19 protein-coding genes and 1 tRNA gene are annotated in these 17,227 nt (G+C 67.2%); 15 read left to right on the top strand and 5 right to left on the bottom strand.

What is annotated here, in order from left to right; all coding sequences use genetic code 11:
• Positions 1–43 precede the first annotated feature (43 nt).
• The 8 genes from SIDU_RS01300 to SIDU_RS01265 all read left to right on the top strand — a co-directional run bounded on the left by SIDU_RS01300 (position 44) and on the right by SIDU_RS01265 (position 6,793).
• Complete coding sequence (locus tag SIDU_RS01300; protein WP_007683616.1) at positions 44–1,039, top strand: aspartate carbamoyltransferase catalytic subunit; 996 nt, start codon at positions 44–46, stop codon at positions 1,037–1,039.
• Between the two features lie 94 nt (positions 1,040–1,133).
• Positions 1,134–2,357 carry a dihydroorotase gene (locus tag SIDU_RS01295; protein WP_007683612.1) on the top strand — a complete coding sequence of 408 codons (1,224 nt, stop codon included), beginning with the start codon at positions 1,134–1,136 and terminating at the stop codon, positions 2,355–2,357.
• A gap of 66 nt (positions 2,358–2,423) precedes the next feature.
• Positions 2,424–2,499: transfer RNA gene (locus SIDU_RS01290), tRNA-Trp, on the top strand.
• A gap of 169 nt (positions 2,500–2,668) precedes the next feature.
• The gene (gene secE, locus SIDU_RS01285; protein ID WP_007683611.1) at positions 2,669–2,875 is read left to right on the top strand and encodes a preprotein translocase subunit SecE; all 207 of its coding nucleotides are present in this window, start codon (positions 2,669–2,671) and stop codon (positions 2,873–2,875) included.
• 59 nt (positions 2,876–2,934) lie between these two features.
• The gene (gene nusG, locus SIDU_RS01280) at positions 2,935–3,471 is read left to right on the top strand and encodes a transcription termination/antitermination protein NusG (protein WP_007683610.1); all 537 of its coding nucleotides are present in this window, start codon (positions 2,935–2,937) and stop codon (positions 3,469–3,471) included.
• 203 nt (positions 3,472–3,674) lie between these two features.
• Positions 3,675–4,106 carry a 50S ribosomal protein L11 gene (gene rplK / locus SIDU_RS01275; RefSeq protein ID WP_007683609.1) on the top strand — a complete coding sequence of 144 codons (432 nt, stop codon included), beginning with the start codon at positions 3,675–3,677 and terminating at the stop codon, positions 4,104–4,106.
• Between the two features lie 4 nt (positions 4,107–4,110).
• Positions 4,111–4,809, top strand: coding sequence for a 50S ribosomal protein L1 (gene rplA, locus SIDU_RS01270; RefSeq protein WP_007683608.1), 699 nt, complete (start codon positions 4,111–4,113; stop codon positions 4,807–4,809).
• A gap of 253 nt (positions 4,810–5,062) precedes the next feature.
• Complete coding sequence (locus SIDU_RS01265) at positions 5,063–6,793, top strand: DEAD/DEAH box helicase (protein ID WP_007683607.1); 1,731 nt, start codon at positions 5,063–5,065, stop codon at positions 6,791–6,793.
• A 42-nt stretch (positions 6,794–6,835) separates the two neighbouring features.
• Here the strand turns inward: SIDU_RS01265 and ybaL are convergent, their stop codons facing one another.
• The 3 genes from ybaL to SIDU_RS01255 are packed head-to-tail and all read right to left on the bottom strand — an operon-like array spanning position 6,836 to position 9,110.
• Positions 6,836–8,494 (bottom strand): YbaL family putative K(+) efflux transporter, encoded by a 1,659-nt coding sequence (ybaL, locus tag SIDU_RS01260; protein ID WP_007683606.1) that lies wholly within the window; start codon positions 8,492–8,494, stop codon positions 6,836–6,838.
• 58 nt (positions 8,495–8,552) lie between these two features.
• Positions 8,553–8,690: a hypothetical protein gene (locus SIDU_RS19745; RefSeq protein ID WP_007683605.1), complete on the bottom strand. Its 138-nt coding sequence runs from the start codon at positions 8,688–8,690 to the stop codon at positions 8,553–8,555.
• Positions 8,691–8,741: 51 nt separating this feature from the next.
• Complete coding sequence (locus tag SIDU_RS01255) at positions 8,742–9,110, bottom strand: hypothetical protein (protein ID WP_007683604.1); 369 nt, start codon at positions 9,108–9,110, stop codon at positions 8,742–8,744.
• Between the two features lie 229 nt (positions 9,111–9,339).
• On the opposite strand from SIDU_RS01255, the gene rplU reads away from it, so the two are divergent.
• From rplU to SIDU_RS01225, 6 genes are all read left to right on the top strand, one after another.
• Entirely contained in the window at positions 9,340–9,636 is a 297-nt protein-coding gene (rplU, locus tag SIDU_RS01250) for a 50S ribosomal protein L21 (RefSeq protein WP_007683601.1), read from the top strand.
• A gap of 30 nt (positions 9,637–9,666) precedes the next feature.
• On the top strand, positions 9,667–9,936 hold the full coding sequence (rpmA, locus tag SIDU_RS01245; RefSeq protein WP_007683600.1) for a 50S ribosomal protein L27: 270 nt from the start codon (positions 9,667–9,669) through the stop codon (positions 9,934–9,936).
• A gap of 273 nt (positions 9,937–10,209) precedes the next feature.
• On the top strand, positions 10,210–10,800 hold the full coding sequence (locus tag SIDU_RS01240; protein WP_007683598.1) for a GNAT family N-acetyltransferase: 591 nt from the start codon (positions 10,210–10,212) through the stop codon (positions 10,798–10,800).
• 123 nt (positions 10,801–10,923) lie between these two features.
• Entirely contained in the window at positions 10,924–12,015 is a 1,092-nt protein-coding gene (gene obgE, locus SIDU_RS01235; protein WP_007683597.1) for a GTPase ObgE, read from the top strand.
• Between the two features lie 121 nt (positions 12,016–12,136).
• Positions 12,137–13,267, top strand: coding sequence for a glutamate 5-kinase (gene proB, locus SIDU_RS01230; RefSeq protein ID WP_007683596.1), 1,131 nt, complete (start codon positions 12,137–12,139; stop codon positions 13,265–13,267).
• A 4-nt stretch (positions 13,268–13,271) separates the two neighbouring features.
• Entirely contained in the window at positions 13,272–14,201 is a 930-nt protein-coding gene (locus SIDU_RS01225; protein WP_007683595.1) for an NAD-dependent epimerase/dehydratase family protein, read from the top strand.
• 94 nt (positions 14,202–14,295) lie between these two features.
• Here SIDU_RS01225 and folP read toward each other — a convergent pair whose 3' ends face one another.
• Together folP and SIDU_RS01215 are read right to left on the bottom strand one after the other, a co-directional pair.
• Positions 14,296–15,417, bottom strand: coding sequence for a dihydropteroate synthase (gene folP, locus SIDU_RS01220; RefSeq protein WP_007683594.1), 1,122 nt, complete (start codon positions 15,415–15,417; stop codon positions 14,296–14,298).
• Positions 15,418–15,461: 44 nt separating this feature from the next.
• Positions 15,462–16,586 carry a site-specific DNA-methyltransferase gene (locus SIDU_RS01215; protein WP_007683592.1) on the bottom strand — a complete coding sequence of 375 codons (1,125 nt, stop codon included), beginning with the start codon at positions 16,584–16,586 and terminating at the stop codon, positions 15,462–15,464.
• 290 nt (positions 16,587–16,876) lie between these two features.
• Here SIDU_RS01215 and SIDU_RS01210 point away from each other — a divergent pair, with 290 nt between their 5' ends.
• Positions 16,877–17,218, top strand: coding sequence for an ArsR/SmtB family transcription factor (locus SIDU_RS01210; protein WP_007683590.1), 342 nt, complete (start codon positions 16,877–16,879; stop codon positions 17,216–17,218).
• The last annotated feature ends 9 nt before the right edge of the window (positions 17,219–17,227 follow it).

Raw genomic sequence — 17,227 nt, 5'->3', positions numbered from 1 at the left:
CATGCCTTGCCCTCTCCCCCACCCTCGCCTAAAGGATCGGTTCATGCCCGACATCACCGTTCCATCCGCCCAGTCCGACCTGACCGGCCGGGCGTTGTTTCCGCACCGGCATCTCCTGTCCATCGCCGACCTGAAGCCTTGGGAAATCCGCTTCCTCCTCGATGAGGCGGAACATTGGGCGAAGAGCAACCGGGGCGGCGCGCGCAAGCATGACGACCGCCTGGCGGGCATGACCCAGATCAACGCCTTCTTCGAAAACAGCACCCGCACCCTCCTCTCCTTCGAGATTGCGGGCAAGCGGCTGGGCGCGGACGTCGTCAACATGGCCGCCGCCACCTCCAGCGTGAAGAAGGGCGAGACGCTGATCGACACCGCCATGACGCTGAACGCCATGGCCGCCGACGTGATCGTCATCCGCCACGCCAGTTCCGGCGCGGTGGCGCTGATCGCGGACAAGGTCGACTGCCCAGTGCTGAACGCAGGCGACGGCTGGCACCAGCACCCGACCCAGGCCCTGCTCGACGCGCTCACCATCCGCCGCCGCAAGGGCGGGTTCGAAGGGCTGGTCGTCGCGATCTGCGGCGACGTGCTGCACAGCCGGGTGGCGCGCTCGAACATGCTCTGCCTCGCCGCCCTGGGCGCGCAGGTCCGCGCCGTCGCCCCGCCCACGCTGATGCCGCCGGAGGTCGAGATGCTGGGCGCGACCCCCTACAGCCGCATGGACGAGGGGCTGGAGGGCGCCGACGTGGTGATGATGCTGCGCCTCCAGAATGAGCGGATGGACGGCGCCTTCATCCCCTCCCCCCGCGAATATCACATGCTCTACGGCCTGACCCCGGAACGGCTCGCCATCGCCAAGCCCGACGCGCTGGTCATGCACCCTGGCCCGATGAACCGGGGCGTGGAGATCGCCAGCGTCGTCGCCGATCACCCGGACCGCTCCGCCATTACCGAGCAGGTGGAAATGGGCGTCGCCATCCGCATGGCCTGCCTGGACGTCCTGACCAGAGGCGCGCGCGGCGTGGAGGGCTGGGCATGACGACCACCACCCCCGCCCCCGCCCTCGTCATCCCCGCGAAGGCGGGGATCCATCTCCCGCCCCATCCCGAGGCGCAAGGCAGGGGGAACGCGCAATGACCAGACTCGCCATCGCCAACGGCAAACTGGCCGACCCTTCAGGCAAAGACCTGACCCCCGGCATCATCCTGATAGAGGATGACCGCATCCTCGCCTCAGGCGACGTCGCCATCCCCCCGGACGCCGAAACCATCGACGCCAAGGGCCTGGTCGTCGCCCCCGGCCTGATCGACCTCGGCGTCTTCGCCACCGACAAGCCCGCCTTCCATTTCGGCGGCATCACCCGCGCCGCGCTGATGCCCGACCAGTCCTCCCCGCTGGACGACGCGGGCCTCATCCGTCAGGCCACCCGCGCCGGCAAACCCGATTTCTGGGTCCACCCCATCGCCGCCGCCACGCGGGGCCTCAAGGGCGCGGAACTGGCCGAAATCGGCATGATGCAGGCGGCAGGCGCGAAGGCGGTCGGCACCGGCCGCCAGTGGATCGCGGATTCGGGCGTGATGATGCGCGTCCTCTCCTACGCCTCCGGCCTCGGCCTCACCGTCATCACCCATGCCGAGGATGCGGGGCTGGCGGGCAAGGCCGTCGCCACCAGCGGAGAGACCGCGACCCGCCTCGGCCTGCCCCACGCCCCCGCCTGCGCCGAAGCCATGGCCATCGCCCGCGACATCATGCTGGCCCACGCCACCGGGGCGGCGATCCACTTCCGGCTGGTGACGACCAAGGCGGGCTTCGACCTGATCCGCGCCGCCAAGGCGGAGGGGTTGAAGGTCACATGCGGCATCAGCCCGGCCTATCTCTTCCTCTCCGACAATGCGGTGACGGATTTCCGCACCTTCGCCCGCCTCTCGCCCCCCCTGCGGTCGGAGGATGACCGCAAGGCGTCTATCGCGGCGGTCGCGGACGGCACGGTCGACGTCATCACCTCCAGCCACGACCCTCGCGGGCCGGAGGACAAGCGCCTGCCCTTCGCCGACGCCGCGCCGGGCATGGCGGGGGCGGAAACGCTGCTCGCCCTGTCGCTCAACCTGGTGCGGGAGGGGCATGTGACGCTCAACCGGCTGATGACCCTGCTCAGCGCCAATCCGGCCCGTATATTGGGCGTGGACGCGGGCGGCTTCGCGCCGGGCAGCGCGGCGGACCTGATCTTCATCGATCCCGACGCGCCCTGGATCGTCGATTCGGGGAAAATGGCGGCGCAGGCCGGAAACACTCCGTTCGACCGCATGCCCGTGCAGGGCCGGGTAAGGCGGATCATGAAGGGCGGGAATTTCCTTTAAGTTTCCCGCTTGCCCAACCCCGCCCGCCACGCTAAAGCGCCCTCCTTCGCTGGCCCCGGCCAGTGCAGGAGTGTAGCTCAGTTGGTAGAGCGTCGGTCTCCAAAACCGAATGCCGGGGGTTCGAGTCCCTCCACTCCTGCCAAGCGACCTGGCCGCGAACCTTGAAATATCGGGGTTTCGCGGCTAGATGCGCTTGAAGAAATATGGGTCGCGGAGCGCGGCCGCACCCCCGGACGCCGAACAGGGCGGGATCGGGAGGGCGGACTGTTGCTTCGCGCTTTGGTGTTTGTTGGAAGGATTTGGTGCGGGCGATGGCGAAGGTTTCTCCGGGCGAATTCGTCAATCAGGTGAAGGCCGAAGCGTCGAAGATCGTGTGGCCCACCGGCCGCGAAACGATCATGACCGGCGTGATGGTGGTCATCATGACCTCGCTGCTGGGCATCTTCTTCTTCGGCATCGACACCTTCTTCGGCGCGATCGTCCAGTGGCTGCTGGCGTTCGCCGCCGGCCAGGCTTGAGAGTTTTTGATTACCGCGATTTCCCAGTGAATCGCTTAGTGGGAGTTTGAGACGGCAACATGGCGCGCTGGTACATCATCCACGCCTATTCGGGCTTCGAGAACAAGGTCAAGGAATCGATCCTGTCCGAAGCCGAGCGCATGGGCCTCTCCCAACTGGTCGAGCAGGTGGAAGTCCCCACCGAGACCGTGACGGAGGTGAAGCGCGGCAAGAAGGTGCAGGTCGAGCGCAAGTTCATGCCCGGCTATGTCCTCGCCAAGCTGGCGATGAACGACGACATCTACCACCTGGTCAAGAACACGCCGAAGGTGACGGGTTTCCTGGGGTCGAGCGGCAAGCCGCAGGCCATCAGCGAGGCGGAGGCGGCCCGCTATTTCGGCGCGCAGAAGGCCGCCGAGGCCGCGCCCAAGCACAAGATCAACGTCGATTACGAGATCGGCGACAGCGTCAAGGTGCTGGACGGCCCCTTCGCCAGCTTCAACGGCACGGTCGAGGAACTGGATTTCGAAAAGAACCGGGTCAAGGTGTCCGTGTCGATCTTCGGCCGCGCCACCCCGGTCGAACTGGACTTCGAACAGGTCGAACTGTCCAAATAGGAAGCCTGGCGAAGTAAGAACAACATCCGTCACCCCGGACTTGATCCGGGGTCCCGCTTTCTTCTCGAAAAGGCGGCATGACGGCAAAGGAATTTCCGGGAAACCGGGAATAGCTGCGGGAGGATCGCTCCGGTGATCCGTCAATACCGCTAAACTTGAACCGGGCGCATCCTCGGACGCGCCCAGCAACAGAGTGAGTGAACATGGCCAAGAAGATTACGGGCTATATCAAGCTCCAGGTGCCCGCTGGAGCCGCCAACCCCTCGCCGCCGATCGGCCCGGCGCTGGGTCAGCGCGGCGTGAACATCATGGAATTCTGCAAGGCGTTCAACGCCTCGACGGAAAAGATGGAAAAGGGCACGCCGCTGCCGACCATCATCACCGTCTATGCGGACCGTTCGTTCAGCTTCGTCACGAAGCAGCCGCCCGCCACCTATCTGATCAAGAAGGCCGTCAACCTGAAGTCGGGTTCGAAGGAACCGGGCAAGGTCACTGCCGGAAAGATCAAGCGCTCGCAGCTCGCCGAAATCGCGCAGGCCAAGATGGCCGACCTCAACGCGAACGACATCGACGCGGCGACGAAGATCATCGAAGGCTCCGCCCGCGCGATGGGCCTCGAAGTGGTGGAGGGCTAAGAGCATGGCAAAGCTGACGAAGAAGGCCAAAGTTCTGGCCGCCGCCATCGACAAGGAAAAGCTGCACGGCGTCGACGAGGCGCTGGGCCTGATCAAGACCCACGCGACCGCCAAGTTCGACGAAAGCGTCGAAATCGCGATCAACCTGGGCGTCGATCCGCGTCACGCCGACCAGATGGTCCGTGGCGTCGTCACGCTTCCGGCCGGCACCGGCAAGGACGTCCGCGTCGCCGTGTTCGCCCGCGGCGACAAGGCTGAAGCCGCGACCGCCGCCGGCGCCGACGTGGTGGGCGCCGAAGACCTGCTGGAATCGATCCAGGCGGGCAATATCGACTTCCAGCGCGTGATCGCCACCCCCGACATGATGGGCCTGGTCGGCCGCCTCGGCAAGGTTCTGGGTCCCAAGGGCCTGATGCCGAACCCGAAGCTGGGCACGGTCACCCCGAACGTCGCCGAAGCGGTCAAGGCAGCCAAGGGCGGCCAGATCGAATTCCGCGTCGAAAAGGCGGGCATCATCCACGCCGGCCTCGGCAAGGCCAGCTTCTCGGCCGAAGACCTGCGCAAGAATTTCGACGCCTTCGTCGACGCCATCGTCAAGGCGAAGCCGTCGGGTTCGAAGGGCAAATATGTCCGCAAGATCGCCCTGTCCTCCTCCATGGGTCCGGGCGTGAAGGTCGACGTGGCGGAAGTCGCCTCGGTCTGATCCGACGCACAAACAGATAGGGGAGCCTCCTTCCTCCACATGGGGAAGGAGGCTTTCGCTTTTTATGCTATGCTGTGCTCCTGCCTTCGCAGGAGCACAGCATTTCCAAACACCGCCGGGGACACCCCCAACAACGGTGTGAACTTCGGGGCGCATGACCTTGCACCCCGGCTCCAAAAACCCCCGGAGCGCATTGAGGTCACCTTCGTATCCGTCGGGAATGGCGGGTCGCCTTTTACCGATGGAAAATAGAATGTCTTTCGAACACCTCCCCCCTCTCCTGTCCGGCGCCCTGACGCGAAAGGGCTATGAAAGCCTGACCCCCGTCCAGGCCCAAGTCACCCAGCCGGAAGCCGAAGGCCGCGACCTCATCGTCTCGGCCCAGACCGGCTCCGGCAAGACCGTCGCCTTCGGCCTGGCCATGGCGAAGGAACTTCTGGGCGACGCCAGCCGCCTCCCCGCTCCCGGCCTGCCGCTCGCCCTCGCCATCGCCCCGACCCGCGAACTGGCGCTGCAGGTCGCCCGCGAACTGGAATGGCTCTATGGCGAGGCCCGCGCCCGCATCGCCACCTGCGTCGGCGGCATGGACGCCGCCAAGGAACGCCGCGCTCTCAGCCACGGCGCGCATATCGTCGTCGGCACGCCGGGCCGCCTGCGCGACCATCTGGAACGCGGCGCGCTCGACCTTTCCGGCCTCAAGACCGTCGTGCTGGACGAAGCCGACGAGATGCTCGACATGGGCTTCCGCGAGGATCTGGAGGAAATTCTCGACGGCGCGCCCGAAGGCCGCCGCACCCTCCTCTTCTCCGCCACCATGCCCAAGCCGATCGTGGCGCTCGCCAAGCGCTACCAGAAGGACGCGCTGCGCATCTCCACCGTCAGCGATGAGCGCGGCCATGGCGACATCAGCTATCAGGCCGTGACCGTCGCCCCCGCCGACATCGAAAATGCCGTGGTCAACCTGCTGCGCTATCATGAGGCGGAGACGGCGATCCTCTTCTGCGCCACCCGCGACAATGTCCGCCACCTCCACGCCAGCTTGACCGAGCGCGGCTTCGCGGCGGTGGCGCTGTCGGGGGAGCATAGCCAGAATGAACGCAACCATGCCCTCCAAGCGCTGCGCGACCGCCGCGCCCGCGTCTGCGTCGCGACCGACGTGGCGGCGCGGGGCATCGACCTCCCCAATCTCAGCCTTGTCGTCCATGTCGAACTGCCCCGCGACGCGGAGACGATGCAGCACCGCTCCGGCCGCACCGGCCGCGCAGGCAAGAAGGGCACGGCGGTCCTCATCGTCCCCTATCCCCGCCGCCGCCGGGTCGAATCCATGCTGCGCGGCGCGAAGATCCCGGTCGAATGGGGCACCCCGCCCAGCAAGGAAGCGATCCAGGAACAGGACAATGCCCGCCTGCGCGAGAAACTGATGGAACGCGCCGACCTCGACGAGCAGGACTGGGCGCTGGGCGCCGAACTGCTGGAGGCGAAATCGGCCAAGGAAATCGCCGCCATGCTGGTGAGGAGCGCCCGCGCCGCCCTCCCCGCGCCGGAGGAACTGCTGGACGCCAGCGAAGCCCCGCAACGCCGCGACGGGCCGCGCCCCGGCTTCGAGGACACGGTCTGGTTCCGCATGGACATCGGCCGCCGCCAGAACGCCGACCCGCGCTGGATATTGCCGCTGATCTGCCGTCGCGGCCATGTGTCGCGGCAGGACATCGGCGCGATCCGCATCGCCGCAAACGAGACCCTGTTCGAAATCCCCCGCGCCATCGTATCGCGCTTCATCGGTTCGGTGAAGCGGACCGGAGAGGCCAATGACGAGGGCGCGGACATCGCCTTCGAGCAGGTCGAGGGCACGCCCCGCGAAGCCGCCCGCGAAAACCGCCACGGCAAGGGCCGCCCCAATGATCGCGGCCCCCGCCCGCCCGCGCACAGCCCCCGCCCGTTCAAGGGCGGCCCCAGGCGGCCCGGTCCGCGCAAGCCCCGATAACAGGAAAGGGCCGCCCTTCGACGGAGCGGCCCTTACTCCTGACTAGCCCGCCCCGCAAAGGGCCAGCATCCGCGCCGCCAGTTCCCGTTCCCCCATCACGACATGGGGCACGCCCAGCCCCTCCAGATGCCTGACCTCCGCATCGGAATGGGCGCGGGCGATGACCTGGAGGTCGGGGTTCAAATGGCGCGCATGTTCGTGGATCGCGCCGCCCTCGAACCCTTCGGGCACGGCGATCAGCAGGCGCCGAGCCTCGCTTATGCCGGCCGCCCGCAGATGCCGGTCCTCCAGCGCGCTGCCGCGCACGACGGTGAGGCCGGTCTCCTCCGCCTCCTCCGCCCGGTCGGAGTCCGCTTCGATCACCACCAAATGCGCGCCCTTTTCCGCCAGCCGATCCGCGATCAGCTTGCCCACCCGGCCATAGCCGACCAGGATGACATGGCCGATGCGCGGCTTGGCCCTGGCCTTCTGCGCCTCTGCCTCTTCCTCGACCTCCTCCTGCTTGTGCCCGCGCACGATGAGGGAGAAGATCAGCGGATTGAGGAAGATCGACACGATCGCGCCGGCAAGGATCAGGTCGCGCCCTTCGGCGGGCAGCACGCCCAATCCCGTCCCCAAGGATGCCAGGATGAAGGAAAATTCGCCGATCTGCGCCAGGCTGGCCGCGATGGTCAGCGCCGTGTCGCCGGGATGGCCGAAGGCGCGGACGATGGCGAAGGCGGCGATGGACTTGCCGATGATGATGATCGCCACCGTGGCCAGCAGCGGCAGCGGTTGTTCGACCAGCACCGCCGGATTGAACAGCATGCCGACCGAAACGAAGAACAGCACCGCGAAGGCGTCGCGCAACGGCAACGTCTCCTCCGTGGCGCGGCGGCTGAGCGGCGTCTCGCCCAAAATCATGCCGGCGAAGAACGCCCCCAGCGCGAAGGACACGTCGAACGCCACCGCCGCGCCAAAGGCCACGCCCAGCGCTATCGCCAGCACGGCCAGGCGGAACAGCTCGCGCGATCCGCTATGCACGACCCAGTGCAGCGCCCAGGGAATGACGCGGCGGCCGACCACCAGCATCAGCGCGACAAAGCCCGCGACCTTGAGCAGCGTGCCCAGCAGCGGCGCGAGCAAGGCACCGGCCCCCGCTCCGGCCCCCGCATCGGCCCCCGCATCGGCATTGTTCATCACCCCGGCCAGCGCGGGCAACAGCACCAGCGCCAGCACCATCACCAGATCCTCGACGATCAGCCATCCCACGGCGATCCTGCCCCGGCGCGTTTCAACCAGATCCGCCCCCTGCAAGGCGCGCAGCAGGACAACCGTGCTCGCCACCGACAGCGCCAGGCCGAAGACCAGCCCGCCCATCAACGGCCAGCCCATATAATAGGCCAGGCCCATGCCCATCAGCGTCGCCACCGCGATCTGGCCGAGGGCGCCGGGCACCGCGATATTCTTCACCGACAGAAGGTCGCGCAGCGAAAAATGCAGGCCGACGCCGAACATCAGCAATATGACGCCGATTTCCGCCAGTTCATTGGCCAGGCTGGCATTGGCGACGAAGCCCGGCGTGAACGGCCCGACCATGATTCCAGCGATCAGATAGCCGACCAGCGGCGACAATTTCAGGCGATGGGCGATGGCGCCCATGACGAAGGCAACGACAAGGCCCGCGACGATCGTTCCGATCAGGGGCGTGTGATGGGGCATGGAGTGTCTTTCCCTGGCTGCCGATGGAGGAACGCCCTCCATCGGCAGCATATCCTATTCATTCAGCGACGGTCAGCATCGCCGCCGACAACAGCGCGCCGGCCGCGCCCAGTCCCGCCATGACGGCCGGCATGAACCACCATGGCGGACGGCGGGACGGCCCCGTGCCGCCGCGTCGCGATCTTCTGCGGGTCATGAAGAGGCTCCTTTTTCCTGACGGCGGCCTTAAAACGGCCGCCCTGATGCGTCAGGAAAGGGCCGGCGGCGCCCGCGCCCGCTGGCGGGACAGCAGGTGAAAGGACGGGAAAGAAACCAAGGAGGGCGAGAATCGGTCGCCGGGGCGCAGCGGGATTGCGCCCGGCAGCATCGCTATGGCCACCGGCCCGCCCGCGGCGAGCGCCGGCAACGGCGAGCGCCCATCGCCATCCGGCTCCATGGCCTGCACGGTGAGGGGGGTCGCATGGGCGCGGGCCTTCAGCACCACGCCGGTGGTGGCCGGATTGAAGGCGGAGCCGGTGAACCGGCTGGACGGCGGCCCCAGGGGCACGAGCGCGCTCAGCAGGGCCACGCCCAGCGACAGCCACAGGGTCAGGATGAACGGCAGCCGGCCGGCCAAGGTGTCCTTCCTGTACGGCGCTGGCGTCATCCGTGATATTGTCCCTTTGCTGGCCCTTCGCCGCGCCAGGATAGGGTCGGACAAGGCCAAAAACCAGCCCCGAATGCCGCGCTTGCCGGTTGACATCGGCGAGTCATTCCAGTAGCGGGCCACATTCCCGCGCGGGTCCAACAGGGCATTGTCCCTCGACGATCTGCGTAAAGCAGATTTGAACGAGAAGAGAAGAGCCATGTTCGCAGTCGTGCGCACGGGCGGCAAGCAGTATCGCGTCGCCGCCGGAGACAAGATCGTCGTCGAGAAGCTGGCCGGAGAGGCCGGCGACAAGGTGACGCTGGATGACGTCCTGTTCGCCGGCGAAGGCAGCGACGTGAAGGACGCGGCCAAGCTGACCGTCGCCGCCGAAATCGTCGCGCAGGCGAAGGGCGAGAAGGTCATCGTCTTCAAGAAGCGCCGCCGGCACAATTATCGCCGCCGCAACGGCCACCGCCAGAATCACACGATCCTCAAGATCGTGTCGATCGCCTGAGCCGCAGCAAAGTCACGAGGAGTTTGAGTCATGGCACATAAGAAAGCTGGCGGTTCGTCGCGCAACGGTCGCGATTCGGAATCGAAGCGCCTTGGCGTTAAGAAGTTCGGCGGTCAGGAAGTGATCGGCGGCAACATCATCATTCGCCAGCGCGGCACCCGCGTCTATCCGGGCCGCAATGTCGGCATGGGCAAGGACCATACGCTGTTCGCGCTGGGCGAAGGCCGCGTGGTATTCCACACCGGCAAGCTCGGCCGCAAATATGTATCGGTCGACGCCATGGCCGAAGCAGCCGAATAACGGACGATCGATGACGGATCGTCCCACGCAAACGGGGCGATCCTCCTGGCGGAACGGCTTTTCGGCCACCGCCAGGGTTCGAGGGAAACAAGGGGCGCCCCCTCCGGGAGCGCCCCTTTTTCGCGTCGAAGGGCGTCTCCCCTGAATTTCCCTCAGGCCGCTGGAACCCCCGCCTTTCTCACGCGTCATGCGGGCGGGGCCCAGCCAGAGAAGATAGTCGTCATGCCGTAACTTTTCGCGGTCATTGGCGCGCAGGAGATTAGGAGACTTTCGATGTTCGCCCGTACCCCCCGCCTGTTGCTGCGGCCCGGCTGGATGGAAGACGCGCCGGCCCTTGCCGACGCGATCGGCGATGCGGCCGTGCTGCGCAACCTGACCCGCGCGCCGGCCGCCTACGACCGGGCCGATGCGCAGGCGTTCCTGGCCCAGCCGCAGGACGCGCGCCTGCCCAGCCTGCTCGCCTTCACCCGCACCAAGGGCGCGCCGCGCCTGGTGGGCGGCTGCGGCCTCCATGCGGCGGATGACGGCAGGGTGGAACTGGGCTATTGGATCGCCCGCCCCTATTGGGGACTCGGCTTCGCCACCGAAGCGGCGGGCGCCGTCATGCACATGGCCCGCGCCTTGGGCATACGCGACGTGCGCGCCGCCCATTTCGCGGACAATCCCGCGTCCGGCAACGTCCTGCGCAAGCTCGGCTTCCGCGACACGGGCCGCATCGAACGCCGCTTCAGCCTGGGCCGGGGCGCGGCGGCGGATTGCCTGGTCTTCGAGGAAGGCGCCCCTGGAGAAGAGGGCGCGATCCCCATGACGGCGGATTCGTCCGCCGATCTTTACGGGGATTCGCTGCCGGCTCTGGCGGCCTGAACCCCGCGACCGGGGAGGGCGGCGCCGGGCCGCCTTCCCCCGCCCCCGCCGCGTTTCGGAAGAAGCGGCCGCTTTTGCGGCGCGCCTGTTTAATTCCGCCGCATAAACCGCTATGGGCGCGCGATGCATTTTCTTGATCAAGCGAAGATTTACATCAAGTCCGGCTGGGGCGGTCCCGGCGCGGTCAGTTTCCGGCGGGAAAAATATGTCGAATATGGCGGCCCGGACGGCGGCAACGGCGGCAAGGGCGGCGACATCATCTTCGAGGCGGTGGCCGGGCTGAACACCCTGATCGACTTCCGCTACACCCAGCATTTCAAGGCGCAGCGCGGCATGCCCGGCGCGGGCAAGAACCGCTATGGCGCCGGCGGCGAAGACCTGGTCATCAAGGTGCCGGTGGGCACGCAGATCCTGTCCGATCCCACGCCCATAGAGGGGACGGAGGATGAGGACGGCACGATGGAATATGAGCAGGAACTGCTCGCCGACTTCACGCAGGTCGGGCAGCGCATCGTCCTGCTGCGCGGCGGCGACGGCGGGCGCGGCAACCTGTCCTACAAGACCAGCACAAACCGCGCCCCGCGCCAGCATGGCACGGGCTGGCCGGGGCAGGAAATGTGGGTGTGGCTGCGGCTGAAGCTGCTGGCCGACGTCGGCCTGGTGGGCATGCCCAATGCGGGCAAGTCGACCTTCATCAACCAGGTCACCAACACCAAGGCGAAGGTGGGCGCCTATGCCTTCACCACCACCAAGCCGCAACTGGGCGTGGTGCTGCATCGCGACCGGGAATTCGTGCTGGCCGACATTCCGGGCCTGATCGAGGGCGCGGCCGAGGGCGCCGGCATCGGCGACCGCTTCCTGGGCCATGTCGAACGCTGCCGCGTGCTGCTGCACCTGATCGACGCGACCGGCGACGACCCGGTCGAACAGTTCCGCATCGTGCAGGACGAACTGGCGGCCTATGGCGGCGGCCTGGACGAAAAGCCGCAGATCGTGGCGCTCAACAAGGGCGACCTGCTGGGGCCGGAACTGATGGAGGACATTGCCGGCCAGCTTCGGGAAGAGGCTGGGGTGGAGGATGTGTTCATCATCTCCGGCGCGACCGGCGAAGGCGTGCCCGCCCTGCTGGACGCGGTGCTGCCGCTGCTGGACCAGCCCGGCGGGGAGGAAGAGGATGGGACAGAAGAAGACGAGAAGCCGTGGTCGCCACTGTAACTCCTCCCCTCCCCTTCAGGGGAGGGGTCGGGGGTGGGGGCTTGCCGGATAGGGCTTCCCCCGCCTTGTCTCCTCACCCCAACGCCTCCCCTGCAGGGGAGGAGCGCATTCGGACCGCTTCATGACCCCTTCCCTTTCCGGTTTCCCCCCCTCCCAGATCCGCCGCCTGGTCATCAAGATCGGCTCGGCCCTGCTCGTCGATCCGCAGGGCGAGGTGCGCGAAGCCTGGCTCCGCACGCTGGTGGCCGACGTCGCGGCGCGCAAGCAGGCGGGCCAACAGATCATCATCGTCTCCTCCGGCGCCATCGCGCTCGGCGCCCGCAGGCTGAAGCTGCCCAAGGGCGGACGCGGCAGCCTTGAAGACGCTCAGGCGGCCGCCGCCACCGGCCAGATCGCGCTGTCGCAATGCTGGGCCAGCCTGCTCCACGAAAGGGACATCACCGCCGCGCAGATGCTGGTGACGCTGGACGATCTGGAAAATCGCCGCCGCTACCTCAACGCGTCGGCCACGCTGGAGCGGCTGATGGCGCTCGACGTCGTGCCGGTCGTGAACGAGAATGACAGCGTCGCCACGGCGGAAATCCGCTTCGGCGACAATGACCGGCTGGCGGCGCGTATCGGACAGGCGGCACGGGCTGACGCGGTTGTGCTGCTGTCCGACGTCGACGGGCTTTACAGCGCCAATCCGCATGTCGATGCGAACGCCATGCTGATAGAGACAATCGAGCGCATCGATGCGCGCATCGCGGGGATGGCGGACGGCGGTTCCGCCTCCGGCATGGGGTCGGGGGGCATGACCTCCAAGATCGAGGCGGCGCGTATCGCCACCGGGGCGGGCGCGCATCTGGCGATCATCTCCGGCAAGGTGGATTCGCCCCTCTCGCACTGGGCCGATGGCGGCAAAGGATCGATCTTCCTCGCCGCGCAGGCGAAGGGCGCGCGCAAGGGCTGGCTGGCCGGGCGCCTGACGGTGCGCGGGCGGATCGTGGTCGATGCGGGGGCGGAGGCGGCGCTGGGCCGCGGCAACAGCCTGCTCCCGGCTGGGGTTGCACGGGTCGAGGGCATCTTCGCCCGCGGCGACGTGGTCGACATATTGGCGGAGGACGGACGGGTGATCGCCCGCGGCCTCATCGAATATGACAGCGAGGAAGCGGCGCGCATCGCGGGCAAGCGCAGCGAGGACATCGCGACGCTACTGGGCCACCTGCCCCGGTCGGTGCTGGTCCACCGCGACCATATGGCGATGGTCTGATCCCATGTCCCTGCGCATCGCCATGACGGGCGCGACGGGCTTCGTCGGCGCCGAGACCCTGAATCAGGCCCTGGCGGCGGGGCACCATGTCTCCGCCATCACCCGCCGGGCGCAGCCGCCCCGCGCCCATCTCAAATGGGTGCCCGGCGCGCTGGAGGACCGGGCGGCGCTCAACACGCTGGTGCGCGACGCCGACGTGGTGATCCACATCGCGGGCGTGGTGAACGCGCCCGACCGCGAGGGGTTCGAGACCGGCAATGCCCGCGGCACCATGGCGGTGGTTGACGCCATGCGCCAGCGCGGCGTCAGGCGGCTGATCCACGTCTCCTCCCTCTCGGCGCGGGAGCCGGGCCTGTCCGACTATGGCTGGTCGAAGGAACTGGCGGAACGGCATGTGAAGGCCAGCGGCCTCGACTGGACCATCATCCGCCCCCCCGCCATCTACGGGCCGGGCGACCGGGAGATGCTGGAACTGTTCCGCATGGCGAAGCGCGGGTTCATGCTCATGCCGCCGGGCGGACGGCTGTCGGTGATCGAGGTGAGCGACCTTGCCCGGCTGTTCCTGACGCTGGCGGTCGAAAAGGACATGAAGAGCCTGACCCATGTCTATGAGGTGGACGACGGCGCGCCGGGCGGCTGGGACCATATGGACTTCGCGCAGGCGATCGGCCGCGCCGTCGGACGGCCTGGAGAGAGGGCGGTGCGGACCTTCGCCACGCCCGCCTGGCTGCTGGGCGTGGGCGCGCGGCTCGACCGGCTGGTGCGCGGCAGGAACGCCAGGCTGACGCCCGACCGGGTCAGCTATTTCTGCCACCCCGACTGGGTGGTGAAGAAGCGCAAGCAACCGCCCAGGAAGCTGTGGGCGCCCAGGGTGCCGACGGAAGAGGGATTGCGGGCGACCGCCGAAGCCTATCGGGCGAAAGGCTGGCTCTGACGACCGGAAGCCTGGAACAGAGCCTGTCCTGGCAAGTTCTTGTTGTCGCATCCTTTTGAGCGGAAAACCGGTTCCTACTTTTCCGCACGATGCTCTAAACGCCGCTCAACCCCGCATCCGCCAGACCGCGCCAAAGGTGCAGCGCCTGCACGCTTTCCGCGACATCGTGCACCCGCACCATCTGCGCGCCCAGTTCGGCGGCGCGGAAGGCCAGGGCCACCGAACCGCCCAGCCGCTCCGCCGCCGGCGCCTCGTTCGACAAGGCCCCGATCAGGCGCTTGCGGCTGCCCGCGAACAGCAGCGGCACGCCCAGCCCCTGGAATGTCGCCAGCCCGTTCACCAGCGCCAGATTGTCGCCCAGCGACTTGCCGAAGCCCAATCCCGGATCGACCATGATCTTCCCGCGCGGCACCCCCGCCGCCAGACAGGCGTCCACGCGCTCCTCCAGCATGTCGAACACATCGGCCACGACATCGCCATAGCCCCCGGCATTGTCGTGCGGATCATCCCCGGCCGACGGCGCATGCATCAGGATGACGGGGCATCCCGCCGCGACCACCACCTCCATGGCGCGGGGGTCGTGCCGCAGCGCGCTCACATCGTTGACGACCGCCGCTCCGGCGGCCAGCGCGGCTTCCATCACCGCAGCCTTGCGGGTGTCGACGGACATGGGAACCCCTGCCGCCGCCAGCCTTTCGATCACCGGCACGACGCGGGCGATCTCATCCCCTTCCCACAGGCGCGGCGCCCTGGGTCGGGTGGATTCGCCGCCCACATCGATCAGCGCCGCCCCTGCCGCCGCCATGGCGAAACCCGCATCGGCCGCCGCCTGCGGATCGTCCATATGCCTGCCGCCGTCGGAAAAGCTGTCCGGCGTGATGTTGAGGATCGCCATCACCTGCGGCGCGTCGAAACGGATGGTGCGTTCCCCCAGCACCAGGGGCTGCCTCTGCGCCGAGATATTGGCCGCCAGCAGCCGCGCCCGCTCCGCCAGCGTATCGGGCAATCCCGCGATGGCATCGGCGAACTCCGCGACCGGCACCGTCGCCCGCGCCACGCGCCGCCCGTCCTTCCGCGCCGTCAGCTCATAAGCCTGGAACCAGATCAGCCCATTGCCCATCCGCGCCGCCGAGCCGTCGGCCAGGCCGACGGGCGACGGCGCGAACCAAGTGGGGCGCAGGTAAAGCCGCGCATCGGCAGGAAGCTGTGGCAACATCTTCAAACTCCGTCGCCCAGAGCCCGAAAGGAAATCCGGGATCGTTAAGGCTCGTTCGCCAGCAAATAGGTCTGCCGCAGCGCATCGATCGGCTTCAGCACGCCCTCCACCTCGCAATGCCAGAAGGTCCAGCCATTGCAGCTCGGCGCGCCCTGCAGGGTCGCGCCCATCTTGTGGATCGAGCCGGTATCCGTGCCCACGCTGAGCGAACCGTCCGCCCGTACCACCGCCTGCCAGCGCCGCTTCGAGTCCGTCAGCACCGCGCCGGGCTGGAGATAGCCGGTCTCGACCAGCGTGCCGAACGCCACCTTGGGCTGCGCCTTCGCGCTCTGCATGATGGTGAGCGCGCTCTCATCGAGCGGCAGCGCCGCCTCGATCCGCTCCAGCGCGACCTCTATATAATCCTCCTCGCGCTCGATGCCGATCCACTTGCGGCCCAGGCGCTTGGCCACCGCGCCCGTCGTCCCGGTGCCGAAAAAGGGATCGAGCACCACGTCGCCCGGCCTGGTGCAGGCCAGCAGCACGCGATAGAGCAGCGCTTCGGGCTTCTGCGTCGGATGCGCCTTGGTGCCGTTGCGCTTCAACCGCTCCTGCCCGCCGCAGATCGGCAACACCCAGTCGGAGCGCATCTGCAACTCGTCGTTCAGCGTCTTCATCGCCTTGTAGTTGAACGTATATTTCGCGTCCTCGCCCTGGCTCGCCCAGATCAGCGTCTCATGCGCGTTGGTGAAGCGGGTGCCCTTGAAATTGGGCATGGGGTTGGACTTGCGCCAGATGATGTCGTTCAGGATCCAGAAGCCCTCGTCCTGCAACGCCGTGCCGACGCGGAAGATATTGTGGTAGCTGCCGATCACCCAGATGGTGCCGTTGGGCTTCAATATGCGCCGCGCTTCCCGCAGCCAGGCCTTGGTGAAGCGGTCATAGCTGCCCAGCGTGTCGAACTTGTCCCAGTCATTGTCGACCGCGTCCACCCGGCCGCCTTCGGGCCGGAACAGGTCGCCGCCGAGCTGGAGATTATAGGGCGGATCCGCGAAGATCATGTCGATGCAGGCGTCGGGCAGCTTCGCCATTTCCGCGATGCAGTCGCCGCGCAGCAGGCGGTCTGCCTCGACCTCTACGGGCGCAACCGCCTTTTTCCGCAGCGGCGCGACGCGTTCCATGACACCCATTAGATGACCCCCGTTTCCTTCTGAGGTCCAGCGATGAGTCCTTGGGAGTCGGCCGTCAAGATCAGCGACTTAGGGTCCAAGCCTGCCATAATGGTTAACGCGGGCGGGAACGAACCGGGTAGCCACTAGATATTGAGTCGACCGCGACTCGAAAGACTCTAGATCGGCTAATGTGGCGCAAAAGACTCAGCGGGGAAGGGGCGCGAAGTTTTTTTGGTTAACGCCGCTTGGAAGGGTAAAAATCGTCTTCACCTTGACCCACTCATAACCCGATGATTATGAATGGGTCCATGACCGACCATATTTTAAAGGGGGATCGATCGGCCTCCTGCGACGAACTGTTCAAGGCCCTGTCGGACGGCACCCGGCGCGCCCTGCTGGAATATCTGGTGCGCGAAGGGGAACAGAGCGTCCACGCCCTCACCGCCATTTCCGGCGTATCGCAACCCATGGTGTCCCGCCATCTCGGCAAGCTGAAGCGCGCCAGCCTCGTGACGGCCCGCAGGTCCGGCCGCGAAACCTACTATACCGCCCGCGCCAAGGGCCTCGCGCCCGTGGTGCAGTGGATGGCGGTCTATGGCGCGCTCTGGTCGCAACGCTTCACCGCGCTGGAGGCGCTGGACGGCTACTGAGATAATTAG

This window comes from Sphingobium indicum B90A, assembly GCF_000264945.2.
In the GTDB taxonomy this organism is placed as follows: domain Bacteria; phylum Pseudomonadota; class Alphaproteobacteria; order Sphingomonadales; family Sphingomonadaceae; genus Sphingobium; species Sphingobium indicum.
This window is presented reverse-complemented; position numbering and strand designations above follow the sequence as displayed.